Below are 14,187 nucleotides of genomic sequence, written 5' to 3'. Positions count from 1 at the left end.
AATGGATAGCCCTTATAAGCATACAGTATAGAGCTGATCGTATTATGCGTGTTTCATATCTTGGTGTTTCTGAATCTTCTGCGTTTATTGCCTCAAATAGCATACGTATCCCTCTTTATATCGAATCTGTTTCTGCTGGCTTTCCTTCACCAGCACAAGACTTTGTTGAGCGTACACTAGACCTAAATGAGTTTTGTGTTTCCCATCCTGCTTCTACTTATTACGTACGTGCTCAAGGTGATTCGATGATTGATGCGGGCATACATTCTGGTGATGTATTGCTGGTGGATAAATCATTAAATGCTCGCCATGGGGATATTGTGATTGCCTGTATTTATGGGGAAATGACAGTAAAGACATTAGAGCTCAAGCCTAATGTTGTTCTTAGACCAAAGAACAAAGCCTATCCTGCGATTACGATTACTGAAGAGTCGGAGCTAGAGATATTTGGCGTAGTAACGAGTGTGATTAGAAAATTTGAGCGCAGTCAGTGAAAGTCATTTTTGCTTTAGTTGATTGCAATAACTTCTATGCCAGCTGTGAAAAACTCTTCCGTCCAGACCTAAAGAATACACCGGTAGTCGTGTTGTCCAATAATGATGGCTGTGTTGTGGCTCGCTCGAAAGAGGCTAAGGCGTTAGGTTTGAAGATGGCTGTACCTGTATTTCAAATTCAAGAGGAAATCAAAAAGCATGGCATTGTGTGCTTTTCGTCTAATTATGCATTGTATGCTGATTTATCGAATAGGGTGATGACGATACTTGAAGAAGAAGCGCCTCGGGTGGAAGTGTATTCTATTGATGAGGCGTTTATGGACTTAACGGGGGTTGAGTATGCAATGGATTTGCTCGCCTTTGGCCAGCAAGTTAAGGCAAAGGTAGATCAATGGACGGGGATTACCGTTGGAGTTGGAATAGCGCCAACGAAAACGCTTGCTAAGTTAGCGAATCATGCAGCGAAGAAATATCCAGCGACAGGCTCTGTGGTTGATCTGATGGACGTTGAGCGACAAAGACGGTTAATGGCCTTGGTCGATGTAAATGACGTCTGGGGCGTGGGTAGGCGGACAGCAGAAAAGTTAAGAGCCAAAGGGATTAATACAGCATTAGACCTAGCCAAAAGAAATTCTAAAGACATAAGAAGCGAATTCTCTGTTGTACTAGAACGAACAGTACAGGAACTGAACGGCGTGTCTTGTTTGGGTTTAGAAGAGGTAAGGCCAACTAAACAACAGATAATTTGCAGTCGTTCATTTGGTCATAAAGTGACAGATAAGCAAGAATTAAGGGAAGCCGTTGCAAAATACACAACCCGTGGCGCTGAGAAACTACGTGGAGAGAAGCGTTTATGTCGTGTAGTGAGCGCGTTCATTCGGACGAGTCCATTCATACATGGACAACCTCAGCATGCTAAAACCTTAACAGCAGAACTACCAAACCCAACGGACGACACAAGAGATCTATTAGAAGTTACCGAGGCAATCTTTCAGCGTATTTATAAGGAAGGATTTTGCTATGCAAAAGCAGGTGTCATCTTCTCTGACTTTTATGAGCATGGAACATTTCAAGAAGATTTGTTTCGACCATCATCAAATAAAGCGCATTCTAAAAAGTTAATGAGTGTTGTAGACCGTATAAATCATAGCGGATTAGGCAACGTATTCTTTGCTTCACAAGGCGTCTCACCAACCTGGGCAATGAAGTGTGAGCATCTGTCACCAAACTACACAACAAAATGGAAAGACTTACCAAAGATCTGGTGAGAATACGGTGTCGTTAATCATCAAATTGTTTAAGGTATTTACTTACTATCAATGATTAAATTAGATAAATAAACATTTAATAGCATAAAATCACCATTTTAAACTAGGAGCAGCTCTTGTATGTCGAACTCGTCCCATTTTAATTAGCACACATTATGATGTGTTTTGTCGCTTCAATACCCCAGAAAATCGGGGAGTGGGCGGCGGCGAATAATGACAGTATTTGATTCACCAAAAGACATACAAAAAGTTTATAATGTATTTTCTGTCGATGGATAAATGGCTGGAAACAAATGGTGATAACCTACTTGAAGCTCATTCAATTATGATGAAAAGAAAGATAATCATGGTCTCCACTACATTCACCTCAGCAGCAGAATCTTCCTTATCAGAACCGACGTTCGAATCTAGGGGGAGAAGACCTTGAGGCCCCCAAACGTTAATAGACTAAAAGTGGGAGTAGGAATGATATTGTTCGGTCGTTTAATCAGCATTGCTTTTTTACCGACATTCATGCTGATCTGGATTACATGGAACAATAGTTTAAAAACCTTAGTCAGCTTCTAGATTTGATTATTTGGTAGGACAATTTTGTATTTAGAATACTACAACATCACATTAAGTAAGAATCCTAAAGGTACTTTTTTTTCAGAGATTAAAAGTAAAAATGGCGTTAAAAACGCATACATTGGTAAGAAAAGCTTAACAGATAACCACTTCTACACGTACCCCATAGAGGGGGAAGAATACATTGCATTGGTCAAAGGAACGCCCAAAGATTCTCATTTTATTGAACAGCTAATTCCAGTAGAGTTTGGTAATTTCCAAAAACCTATCATTGTTGTAGTGTCGTATAACGATAATATACCTCCTCAAATTTCTTGCTCAGATATGCATGGTAAAGAACTGCTTAATTTCGTTTCTGAATTAGATGAAAACTATCAAAAACTCCGCTACCGCGCCTCTCAGAATTCGTTAGTAGAGCTAAGGTTCTTGAGAGGCGAGAAAGGATTTAAGCTTGAGGTGGTTGAGTCTAAAGCAAAGCTGACTCAGTTAAAGGGTTACTTATACAAAATCACAGTCAAGCCGGCCAAAACGAACAACAAATGGTACAGCGCTTGGTTTTGTAGTGACGATGGTCAGTGTCTATATACCGAGTTCCCCGGCTTTTTAATCGATGATTTTCTCGTAGTCACGGAGTCTTGCGAGATTGACAATGTGACGCTAGTCTTTGACCACGAAAACCATAAGTCGACGGTATGTGTAAAGCAAGCAAAGGACAAGCTCGCTCAAAAGCTAGAGGCGCAAAAAATAGGGCACTGTTTTTATTTCCTTAACAGTGACGGTGACAAGTACTACTTTACTTTTGAGACTTTAGGCGCGACCTTTCGCGCGGTCGCTTGGAAAAATGAGCTACAGCGTTTAGGTATTGAGGGCGATAAGCTAACTTGTGATGATCTCATTGAAGGCATGCTCAAAGTCACCTTAAAAAGAGAAAAAGGTCAGCTCTATCTTGGGATTATGTCTTCGACTTGTACCAATTACGAAGGATTTATTACCTATCAACGCAGTTTTATCTATAATAAGGTCAAGCATTTAGTATTTAAAACACAACCCTTTGATGGAAATCAGTTCATCATCAAACAATCGGAGCTATTTGCTCACAGTGTCATTGATTATATCGAGAAAGGGGCCGTTGAGAGGGTCAGTCTCTATGAGTTTAAAAAAAACATAAAGTCAGCGCCAGAATGGAAAATAAAGTCGAAGGACCCCATTGCGCTGGCCTCGGGGCATCACCATCAAGATCTGGTCGCGTTTGATGGCAAAGCGGCGCATGATTGGTATGTCTACAGTCAAGAGAAAGATTCCCCTTTCGGTAAAGTCTACCGAGAACTGGGTATTTACGCATTGCGAAACCACTTAGTCTGTCAAGTCATCTCACAGAGTGTCGCGCATATGATTTTTATACCCGCACCTTTACTGAAATTACAGGGTATAACCCAAATAGGTGCTGGAACTAGGATCCGGGGTAAAGCAAGACTCGAACTTCTTGAACTGTTTATCGAAGGGCAGCAAGGGTGGCTCGCTGATACCTGTGAAGTCATCGATGACGGTGAGCTCGCAACAGACTTGTCTGGACAAAGTAGCGTCTCTATCGAAGAGCTCACCTTCGTCAACGAGGAAACCAGTCAAGCATTTACGCATTATGATAAGAAAGCTAAAGCAGACAAAACTGTCCATGTTTACCACTTAAATTCTTTAGATAAAAAGCGATCCTTTAAATTCAAAGACTATAGCCATCAGTTATTAACGATATCAGAGCCTGAATGTTACCAATACGTTTGTAAGATCCAGGTAAACGGTCAATTCAACAATGTGAAAGAAATCCTTTCCGCTAAGTATCGCCAATGAATGCTCTAAAATCTCTTTACGCTTTAACATCACATAACAACATCGAAGTGTTAAAGAACGCTGAACGAACACAGCTCATACTTCCTGACTCAATCGAAGAATGGGACAAAGATTTAAGTCAGAAACTCACTCCGAAAAAGTTGCCAACGCCAAATGGTTCCAGTTATTTGATTTTAGAGCTGGTCAAGCGCGGCGAGAGTCGAGGTTACTTATTGTTGGCTATTCCGGTCAAAATCGACATTCCAAGCGATAAAAGTGGTTTCTTTCTCCACCCAAATCCTATCAAGCCGATTCAAATTAACCCAGAGTATCTGTTAGGTGAACACAATGAGAGTAAGCCTGAACTGACCTTAGCAAGCTCATCGAATGCCCTAGAAAACGTAGCGGCCTATTATCAATTGGGGACCTCAAAGTCTTGGTTAAAAGAGGCGAAGAATTTTTTTTATAATACCTGCGAATTCAGTAGCTTGCAGGAATTGACCAAGTCAATCAGTGGACAATTGGGCAATATTGACTTAACAGTCCAGTTTAGCATTTCGTCGGTCCTTGATTCGGAAGGCTCGTTAACGCATATCTCGAATCTATACCAAGGTCTTCTTGCCGACAGGGCGGAGGATTGGCAGTATACTCCGCTGAAAAAGTTACTCGCTACGATCGAAGGTACCAACTGTCCGCAGACGGTATCAACCCAGTATCTTGAATCTCAAACGGGTTGGTACAGTGGTAACATCGACTCGAGTGCCATCATGGGGCATATGGATACAAAAACAGGGGAGAGCGATCCGAAAAAAGCGCGCGAGCTGTTTCCATTAGATAATACACAACGTCATGCCTCTATCATGGCGCGACATCTTGGTGCTTGTGAGGCCCAACACCCTGAGTTGGGTAACGTATTGGCGGTAAGTGGTCCACCCGGCAGTGGTAAGACATCCATGTTAAAAGCGGTCATTGCTCAAGAAAGTGTCCTCGCAGCCCTAGAGGGAAGGCCGTGTCCGATTATCGTTGCTGCGGGTGCAACGAACCAATCGGTGAAAAATGTCGTCTCCGCCTTTCCTGACGTACTACATGATGACGATGACGACTTCATTTTGTACCAACGCTGGTTACCCAAGATAAATAACTACGGAAGCTTTTTAGCCTCCAGCGATGCGTTAAAAAAACTCACGGAAGAAGAAAGAGCCAAAACGCCGGTGATTGACGCTTTTGGTAAAGAGAAGCCCTTTGTCTTTGGCTGGACGAATGTGTGTGAGGAGCTCAATCATCTCAAATCCTTGCCGGAGCATGAAGCGTACTATTTGGCAAAATTACAGCTTCACTGCCAAAGGTTGGGGCACCCGAGCATTGACAATATAGAACAAGCGAAACGTTATCTGCATAAGTACCTAACCGAGCAAAGTACAGAGATGCTTGCTGCAGCGAAGCACTGCGTGGCTCAAATCAGAGCCGAACATGTTGAGCCTAGCACTTTGTTCCCAATCTCTGATACTGATTACTGCCTACCTTATTTCACCACGGCTAGGGAAGAGTTTTCGGCTTGGCTAAAAATGGACAAAACTAGCCGAGGTTATCTGGATATTGTCGCGCGCTTAAATCGAGAGCGCATTAGAGATGAAGCCATTCCAGAAGCGGAATATGGCGAGAAATTACACGGCGTAACGGTAGATATCTACATTGAACATCTTCTCGATACCTCGCATCGACCGTTATTGTTTCACATCGCGGCTAGATATTGGGAAGCGGAATACCTCTTATCACTGAGAAATTCAGTTCTGTTTGCTCAAACAGAAGAGAATATCATTGAAGGGTTAAGACGGATTTGCATGGTTACGCCTGTTGTTATCTCAACCCTTCATATGCTGCCTAAGCTACTGCAGGTCAAAAGCTATACTCCAGGATCCATACAGCGCTCTTTTGTCTACGGTGGGATAGACTTGCTGATCACCGATGAGTCAGGGCAGGCTGATATTCGTTTAGCTCTCCCTTCCATGTCGCTGTGTCGAAAATTGATCAGTGTTGGAGACATCAACCAATTAGAGCCTGTGATTGATAATAAGAAAGATATTTCAGTCTATGATGACTACAGTGCTTGGTTAAAGGAAGGGTACAGCTCCAAGCAAATTACACGCTTGATAGAGCTTGGTTTCACACCAACCTCTGGGAGTTTATTGCATCTGGTAATGCACGCCTCAACGTATTCCTACCAAGGTGAAGGCTTTATGTTGAGGGGGCATTACCGTTGTTTTCAAAAAATCATCGATTACTGTAATCGAATGGTTTACGACAACAAGCTGTTCTATCTGCCAAGCAATGATAAAGAAGTCGACCCAGAAGATCTGCCAGCTATGGCCTACGTGGAAACTCCTGGGTCTTCGGAAGCCGGGAAAGGCAAGAAATCCAAAGTCAATTATGAGGAAGCCAACCTCATCGCTGAAATGGTGGTTCTGCGTTATAGAAGTTGGCAAGAGCTATTGAAAAAAGGAGACGCTCTACCTGCGCTTGCATCCATGCTTGCGATCGTAACCCCCTTCAATAAACAGCCCGAAGCGATTCGCGATGCACTGTATAAAACCAATGAGGCACATGGTCACTTGATTCCGGAGTGTGAAATCAAAGACACGACGATCGATACTATCCATAAGTTACAGGGCGCGGAAAAAGACATCGTGATATTTTCTGGCGTACAGACGCACAGTGATAGCGCACGACTGTTCTTTGAGAAACAACCCTTCTTACTAAATGTTGCAGTCTCAAGAGCGAAGAAGTCGTTTATCGCTGTAATTTGCCCTAAGTTGTATCACTTAAACCAAATTTCATTCGACCCGAAAACTTCCCAAGGTTCACGCAACTCTGTCCACTTTCTAGGGCGTTACCTTAATCAACATGGAAAACGTCTGTTCCCCAAACACCTATTTATCGTTGAGGCGAGAGGCAAGGTGAGTGTATTGACGCGGATGCTTGGGCAAGAATATGTCGTCTACCCAACCAATGGTGCTGTTACCAAATCTGGGTTACAAGAGGACAGTGTAGAGACGGCACGGCGACAATTGTTGCCCGACTATGGTTTAAACAGCAATGGCACCCAGGCTTTGGACACAATCCTCACCGAAGGCCCGAAAGTGAAGAGTATTTTACTCGCAACGGACAATGACAACGTTGGCGAGACCATCGCTTGGCACTTGTTCCAACACACAAAAAAAATAGCCCCCGAACTCGCGCGAAAAATGATCCGTGTACCGCTCAATGCTATAACAGAAGAGCATGTTAGTTTGGCCAAGGAAACCCCGCGAGACTTTGATTTACAGATGGTTTCTGCAGAAATCAGTCGTGACATTATTGATAAGTGGGTTGCTCAACGAATGTATGCTGTCATCCAGCAGCATGCGCCTATAAAGAACAAGAAAAATATTGGGATGGGCCGTGTCAAAGCTGCAGTACTCGACTTATTGAACAAGCAAAAAATAGAAGCGGAGCGAGTACGCTCGACGTCAATTAACGTGACCCTAAGCGTGCATGGCAGGAAGATACAAGGGCGACTGAGCAACATGACACCTAATGATGTGATCAAATTTAAGAATCAATTAAAAGACAAGAACATTACCTCGATGGCGAGTGATCCGGATCGGTATAGCTTTAATAAGCTTGAGAGCAAACTCAACTCTTACTCTCCACCCAATCGTTCGACTGCGGGAGTGTTACGATATGCTTACCTCAACTATAAATTTCCCCCGAGTTTGACCATGGCGTTACTTCAGCGCCTGTATATTGGAGATGATGTTTGATGAACTGTGCACATGATGACATCAGTGTCTTGAGCTCTGACGTGTTGGATGAAATTAACGACCCAGATATGAGAGCGTTGTTTGAGCTGATTTTGCACATGGAAGAAGCCGAAAAGATGGGAAATGCGGAAACCATCAAGCAAACCTTAGAGTTCGCTTTCAATAGTGAAAATGGTCAGATCCCACTTGTGTTTGAAGTCGAGTCGGTGATTCAATCAGGATGGTGGGAAGGGGTATTGTTCCAAGACAATCGGCTCAAACCCAAGCTCGAACCGTCATTGACGAAACATGACTTAGACGCCATCAAACGGGGGGACTTTGAGATTACCTTAGAAGGTGAGGAAATAGCGCTTCCTGTGTTTCGTTTGGATGAGTTAATTGAGCAGATGGAACTGTATGGAATCGCGCGTCCTTCTACGATTGAAAATATTCTAAGCACGTTAATGGAAGATTCTTCCTTGATAGATATTAATACCAATGTCGATGAGGTGTCCGTGACCCAAATCGGTGAAATCGTTAACGAGACTATCAAGGCGCATTTGGGTAATATCGGAAGCTTCGAGTGGAATGGGTCACTTTCAAGCACCTTGCAGGATGTAGAAACAGGTCTTCTATCCGCTGATATCCCTATCCTTATGGTTTATGAAGATCTGTTCGGGTATGAAGAAAGGACCAAGGTCAACGGTATAGCATGGACGGATCCCAATACGCTTTATTCACAAGATAAGCGCCCAGAGCGTGTTGGTGGTCTAGTGACTAAACTGTATAAGTCCGGTGAATAGCCATGGGTTACATTACCTATCCCCGTAGTACTGGAGAACGTTTAAACAAACAACGTTTGCAAGAGATCTCAAGACTCATTCAAGCGCTCTCAAGCAAGGTGAGTCTGAATGATCTCAACAGTATTATGACACTGTTGCATTTGATCGGTTGGCATCGTTTATCGCCGGATTTGAAAAGACGCCTTCTCAAGCTCTTGCATCAAGATCTCTACGCGAAGTTAGAGCCCGATGAGACTTCTAACCCGGATGAAGTGCAACAATATCGGAAGCATATCCAAACGCTCAACACGACCACGGTGTCCATTGGTCTTTCTCTTAGCCCTGATGTCGATCGACCAATCCATGAGAGACTCAATGCTACTGGTCTGTTTGGCTTACGAGTTGCGCCCCAAAAGCCGAGCGCAAGCAGTCCATCAGTATTGATAGACTCCAGTGGCATGACATTGAGTTTGGCAGATGATGATCATCCTGTCTCCGATCAATCTGGTCAGGCGATAATGCAAGCGATTCATTCACACCCAAGTGAAGCCCTCGTCTTGCAGAAAAGCTTTATGGCAGGCACGCACTCTACGATAACAGTCGATAGCCAAAGTCAAATTAAGCAAGAGGTGACGCCAAAGAGTGCAAAAGATTCGGGTCAAGTAGTCACACTCGCACCGGGCAAAAAAGGCAGTTGGAATAAACAGCTCAACACGAAGCTTGAATCAAACCAAAGCTACAAAGTCGGCGATCATACTTATAAGACAGACGCTAACGGTCGTGTTAATCTAGTTAGTGGTAAATTGGAGCTTAAAACAAGAGAAAGAAACACCTATCAACAATCGAAATCCAGTAAAACCGACGGCATCAAAGACGGTCTTCCCCTTGATGATGGCGGTCACTTGGTTGCGTCGACCTTCTTTGGCGCGGGAGAGCAGATCAACTATCTCCCAATGGACTCCAACCTCAATCGCAGCGCCTGGTTAAAAATGGAGAATGGATGGCGAAGCGCTTTAAAAGCCACCCCGCCCAAAGACATAAAAGTCGAAATCTCGCCCCTCTATGGCAAAGACAGTAATCGACCTGATGCCTTTGCAGTCAGGTATTGGACTAATGGCAAAAGCAAAGTAAAATTCTTTTATAATCGACCAGGGAATTGAACATAAATGACTGTAGATGATCTCTACCTAACTATCGCTCAAGACATCGTTGATGCGATAGATGATCAATGGAGTAGTGCCATTGTTGTATTTCACCGAGAAGAAGACGCGGGTGAGTTTGAGTGCGTGTACAAAAAAGATGGCTCAGATAGTGAGCATGATTTTGTTGTCAGCTATAACGCCTATCAGGCTTTTGAAGATCTTCATCAAATCACTACCGAGCATGAGCATAATACTTGGAATAGAGCCATATTCACTCTTCAGCCAACCGGTGACTTTAGCATTAATTTCGAGTCGGTTTAGAAAGTGACTCAACAAGTTGCGTCCCACGTTGACAGACACTTCTCTCAAGACTTTCAACCAAATAAGTACGCTCAGGATCGTAAGCATGAGTCAAGAAATAGATTTTAGTTATTGGCCTTTCACTCAAGATTTGTGTGTGAAAAAACTCAAGTTCACCCAAATGGACAACCCTGCCTTAAGTTATAATTTGGAGTGGATAGAGCTGAGTATCGAAACGTTTGCTGTGGAATACAGCAAACGGCCTTCGTTACCTGATAACGTGCGTCTACTGGAATCAATAGCGGCCTCTTTCGATCGAATGTCAAACAGAGGCTTGGCGAATGGTATTGAGGACAACCCTCAGTGCCAAAAAGCCATTGCTGACGTGATAAAGACGGCGCTTTGCCTAACTCTTTCACCAGATAACCTTAAACGTATTAACCGGTTGTATTCATTAATGCCTAGGGTTCCGTCATTCGCGCTATTGGATGCTTACATCATGTATCAGGTTACGTTTGGTTACACCAACTTATTGGATGATTGGGACCAAAATTTCGAACGCGACAGTAAAACATACGGATGGAATACGCTTAGTCGATCGCAGCTCGATTATGGTATCGCGCTGGTGAAAGAATCGGCCCCCGTTGACGAAAACTTAAAGCAGCAATTAGCGGAACAGATAAAAAGGAGTAGTGAAAATTCGGCGATGCCTATTACTGCTCAAAGTCGCCTAAATTGGTTACAATTTCTCGACTAGAATTATTTACTACCAATAGGTAATTAACGTTTTGATATGCTTACAAAAGCTATTAACGGGCAACTCAATGATGATTATTAAAAATTAAGGTTCATCACAATTTTTAGAGAAAGTAGCACTGTAACTACTATTAGTTATACATCTACTCATTTAATCTGAACTTCCCAGAGTTTATAAAGAAAAAAATTTATTTATAAACTGAATTTTTAGTTTCTTTAAACCAATCCTCCATAAGTAGCTTTCTTTTCTGTAGTAAATCTCCACGTTGATAAGCAGCCTCAGCCTTGTCTTTGAGTTTATGCGCAAGAGCGTGCTCAATTACTTCTCTGGGAAAACTGGTGGTTTCACCGGCCCAATCTCGAAAAGTGGAACGGAAGCCATGCTGAGTTAAGTCTTTTCTATCCATGCGTTTAAGAACGGCGGTAAGTGTCATATCTGACATTTGCTTACCTTGTTGACCTGGAAAGACTAGATTGCCACCAGCAATACGAGGAAGCTCGTTAAGTATCTTTATTGCACCAGAAGAAAGGGGGACACGATGCTCTTTACGTGCTTTCATGCGTTCAGCTGGAATAATCCATATCTTGTTATCAAAATCGATTTCATTCCATGTAGCACCACGAACTTCACCTGAACGAGCAACGGTTAATATTGAGAATTCAAGCGCCCTGGCTGAAAGGCCGGGGCGCTTGGAAAGCTCTTTCATGAAATCACTTATTTCAGCGTAGGGAAGAGCGGCATGGTGTTTACGCTTTTGGATTTTACTTGGCTCTGGAAGTAATGGTTTTAACATGCCTTTCCAACCGGCTGGGTTATCACCTTCTCTAAATTCTTTTGCTTTAGCGTAGTCTAGGATTGTTTCGATACGACCTCGTAAACGACTAGCTGTTTCGTTTTTCTCAAGCCATATAGGTTGAAGCACTTCAAGTATGTGTGTTTTGTTGATTTGATTAACGGAAAGATGACCAATAACAGGGAAGGCGTAGTTTTCTAAGCTAGAACGCCATTGAGCAATGTGCTTTATGTTTTTAAGCTCTTTTTCTTTCATGTTCAAGACTAATTGAGCGCACTCACTGAAAGTGGTGTTTCTACCTTGTTGGCGAATGGCCTCAGCTTTTCTTTCTTGCTTAGCTTCAATAGGGTTGATACCTGCTTTGATTTCATTACGAAGCTCTCTGGCTTTATCTCTCGCTTCAGCAAGTGTCATTCCAGGATAACTACCTAAGCCAAGAAATAGTCGGTTAGGAACCTCTTTGCCTTCTTTGTTTATCCTGGTTCCCATGAGCATGTTGAGCACCCAGCTCCTGGAGTTACCAGCAACCTTTAAAGACAGGCCGCTGACACCCCCAACAGCATGGCGACCTTCTTTTTTTATCTTAGAGACAGCAAGGGCAGTAAGTTCTTTTGCAATTTTTGGCATCGAATTTCCTTGTACATCAACCAGTACATCAATAGAAGCTGGATTTTAGTATATCTTGCTGGACGCTACTGGAAAAGAGATTTATATAAGCTACTGATATATAATGAATTAATTTATTATATTAGATTTTACTGGAAGCTATTATGGCGGACTTGCTCACCGCCATTATTTCTTGGTACTGAATTCATTCAGAATCAAATAAAAAAAGCCCTTAGTATTCATTTACTAAGGGCTTTTTTGCGTTTGACTAAAATATTTTTCCGCACTCTACTAAGTCGTTCAATTGGTCCCAATCTCATGCATTTCCCCTTGCTTGCCACTTTGAGCTTAATCTTCTACAGAAACAGCAAAGAATTAGAGTATTAGTGTTATAGGTAATGGCCAGTGAAGAACAAAGGGTTTTAGAAGTACTCGTCTATGTCGTAAGGCTTTCTTTTAGTCTATTTGTCCGGATGTTGTCAGGATTTATCCTTTATTCGCTCATAAAAAAAGTGGTATGTTACGGACTGTAATGTCAGAGGTGACATTTAACTCATTAATTTAGGTACAAATTGAATAAGTATTTCCTTTGAAAAAGACTCTGGTAACTTGGTTTAGTCAGCATGGCTTAGACGGCGAGTTTCTCTCTACGGCTTGATTTGCTCGATTTTATTTAGTTATGAAGAAAGGGTTTGCAGGAGCATATTCTGACCGTCTTGGTGTTTAAGCATGATGTAATTGCACTGCGCAAATTGTCCTGACAGTTTGGAGAGATAGCCAGATGATTGTCAATAAATGCCGGTCTACTGAAGAAACGCTATTTTTGTGTTACAAAACTAGCAATTCAGTTATGACCGTAATAGATCAGTATCTATCTTGAATGGTATGGCTTGATTATTGACGTCACTGCAGTGCAATTTGTTAACGGGTTAAGGTCTGCATTTTTGGAGTTAAAAAGCGAGTTTGATCGCATGTTTACAAGAGACTGTAAAATCGAGATTTTTCGGTGATTCTCGCTTTTAGATTACAGTATTCTTAATGTTAAATTATATGGATGTTAAAAATATGAAATTTATTGATATAATTACGAGCGATGAAAATATCGAATTTAAATATGTAAGATTCCTTTCTTTGCTATTGCTAATTCTCTCATGTTCTATTTGTTTTATTCCTTTTAAAAACTTAGGTTTTTTAGCTAACCTTACAGGACACGTCCATAATTTTACCCCTGGGGTTCTTAGTAGTGTGATTTCATTGTTTTTTGTTGCACCTCTATATTTAAGAGGAAAGCTTAAGTGGTCCTTGTCTACTTACCATTTACTATCGTTTTTACTTATTACACTGTTATTTTCTTCTTTTGTTGAATTAGTGGTAGGTAATGGTACTGATGAAATTAGTAGTAGTTATATTTTAATTGGAATGTCTGTTCTCTTATCTTGGATTGGGATGCGAGCAATTGCTGGTTTTTCATGGGTATTTGTTTTTGCAGCAGTGATTATTAACGTAGTGACTCGAGATACTGAAATGGGCTTTTGGGGCTTTGTTTATATATTTTCAGGTTTTCTTGGTTTAATACTGCACGCTGGGTTGAATCCTGGTGAAATGTTTGAAGAGCTAAGGGATGAATTCTCAAGAGCGATTACTTCACAGCAAAAAGAAGAAATGCAGGCTGCAGGTGATGTTACAAAGCAAGCATCTGAGGGTATAGTAAATGTTGTAAAGACAGCTACTAAAGTACTTTGAGTTACTGATATTAATTGATGAGCTCGAAACTTTTCTATTATTTTTTGTACTTTTCAGAAAAGTAGATTCTCAGTCTTTTTAATCTAGATGGCCATAGGCGGTTTAAGCTATAAACGTAGCTAGATTGCCCAT

The 14,187-nt window shown here is 42.0% G+C and carries 10 protein-coding genes; 9 read left to right on the top strand and 1 reads right to left on the bottom strand.

The genetic code is table 11. From position 1 onward, the window contains the following. Positions 1-44 precede the first annotated feature (44 nt). The 8 genes from umuD to E0D70_RS11460 all read left to right on the top strand — a co-directional run bounded on the left by umuD (position 45) and on the right by E0D70_RS11460 (position 10,913). Complete coding sequence (umuD, locus tag E0D70_RS11495; RefSeq protein ID WP_133012435.1) at positions 45-494, top strand: translesion error-prone DNA polymerase V autoproteolytic subunit; 450 nt, start codon at positions 45-47, stop codon at positions 492-494. Continuing rightward, positions 491-1,762: a translesion error-prone DNA polymerase V subunit UmuC gene (gene umuC / locus E0D70_RS11490; RefSeq protein WP_133012434.1), complete on the top strand. Its 1,272-nt coding sequence runs from the start codon at positions 491-493 to the stop codon at positions 1,760-1,762. The genes umuD and umuC overlap by 4 nt, the downstream gene beginning before the upstream one ends. A 591-nt stretch (positions 1,763-2,353) precedes the next feature. Continuing rightward, positions 2,354-4,174, top strand: coding sequence for a hypothetical protein (locus tag E0D70_RS11485; protein WP_133012433.1), 1,821 nt, complete (start codon positions 2,354-2,356; stop codon positions 4,172-4,174). Next, positions 4,171-7,953 carry an AAA domain-containing protein gene (locus tag E0D70_RS11480; protein WP_133012432.1) on the top strand — a complete coding sequence of 1,261 codons (3,783 nt, stop codon included), beginning with the start codon at positions 4,171-4,173 and terminating at the stop codon, positions 7,951-7,953. The genes E0D70_RS11485 and E0D70_RS11480 overlap by 4 nt, the downstream gene beginning before the upstream one ends. Beyond that, positions 7,953-8,735 carry a DNA topoisomerase gene (locus tag E0D70_RS11475; RefSeq protein WP_240537092.1) on the top strand — a complete coding sequence of 261 codons (783 nt, stop codon included), beginning with the start codon at positions 7,953-7,955 and terminating at the stop codon, positions 8,733-8,735. The genes E0D70_RS11480 and E0D70_RS11475 overlap by 1 nt, the downstream gene beginning before the upstream one ends. Positions 8,736-8,737: 2 nt before the next feature. Further along, positions 8,738-9,874, top strand: coding sequence for a DNA/RNA non-specific endonuclease (locus E0D70_RS17565; RefSeq protein ID WP_207923251.1), 1,137 nt, complete (start codon positions 8,738-8,740; stop codon positions 9,872-9,874). Between the two features lie 6 nt (positions 9,875-9,880). Next, on the top strand, positions 9,881-10,177 hold the full coding sequence (locus E0D70_RS11465) for an immunity protein YezG family protein (protein ID WP_133012430.1): 297 nt from the start codon (positions 9,881-9,883) through the stop codon (positions 10,175-10,177). A gap of 85 nt (positions 10,178-10,262) precedes the next feature. After that, positions 10,263-10,913, top strand: a complete 651-nt coding sequence (locus E0D70_RS11460; RefSeq protein WP_133012429.1) for a hypothetical protein — start codon at positions 10,263-10,265, stop codon at positions 10,911-10,913. Between the two features lie 187 nt (positions 10,914-11,100). Here the strand turns inward: E0D70_RS11460 and E0D70_RS11455 are convergent, their stop codons facing one another. Beyond that, positions 11,101-12,333 carry a tyrosine-type recombinase/integrase gene (locus tag E0D70_RS11455; protein WP_133012428.1) on the bottom strand — a complete coding sequence of 411 codons (1,233 nt, stop codon included), beginning with the start codon at positions 12,331-12,333 and terminating at the stop codon, positions 11,101-11,103. Positions 12,334-13,377: 1,044 nt separating this feature from the next. Between E0D70_RS11455 and E0D70_RS11450 the strand changes: the two genes are divergently transcribed. Beyond that, complete coding sequence (locus E0D70_RS11450) at positions 13,378-14,055, top strand: hypothetical protein (protein ID WP_133012427.1); 678 nt, start codon at positions 13,378-13,380, stop codon at positions 14,053-14,055. Positions 14,056-14,187 lie beyond the last annotated feature (132 nt).

This window comes from Marinomonas flavescens (genome assembly GCF_004352835.1).
In the GTDB taxonomy this organism is placed as follows: domain Bacteria; phylum Pseudomonadota; class Gammaproteobacteria; order Pseudomonadales; family Marinomonadaceae; genus Marinomonas; species Marinomonas flavescens.
The sequence above is the reverse complement of the archived record's forward strand: the minus strand, read 5'-3'. Positions and strand labels throughout refer to the sequence as shown.

Bases quoted from the DNA above. Each gene is read 5' to 3' on its own strand.
- E0D70_RS11460 (WP_133012429.1), top strand. From the start codon at position 10,263: ATGAGTCAAGAAATAGATTTTAGTTATTGGCCTTTCACTCAAGATTTG.
- umuD (WP_133012435.1), top strand. From the start codon at position 45: ATGCGTGTTTCATATCTTGGTGTTTCTGAATCTTCTGCGTTTATTGCC.
- E0D70_RS11465 (WP_133012430.1), top strand. From the start codon at position 9,881: ATGACTGTAGATGATCTCTACCTAACTATCGCTCAAGACATCGTTGAT.
- E0D70_RS17565 (WP_207923251.1), top strand. From the start codon at position 8,738: ATGGGTTACATTACCTATCCCCGTAGTACTGGAGAACGTTTAAACAAA.
- E0D70_RS11475 (WP_240537092.1), top strand. From the start codon at position 7,953: ATGAACTGTGCACATGATGACATCAGTGTCTTGAGCTCTGACGTGTTG.
- E0D70_RS11450 (WP_133012427.1), top strand. From the start codon at position 13,378: ATGAAATTTATTGATATAATTACGAGCGATGAAAATATCGAATTTAAA.
- E0D70_RS11455 (WP_133012428.1), bottom strand. From the start codon at position 12,333: ATGCCAAAAATTGCAAAAGAACTTACTGCCCTTGCTGTCTCTAAGATA.
- E0D70_RS11480 (WP_133012432.1), top strand. From the start codon at position 4,171: ATGAATGCTCTAAAATCTCTTTACGCTTTAACATCACATAACAACATC.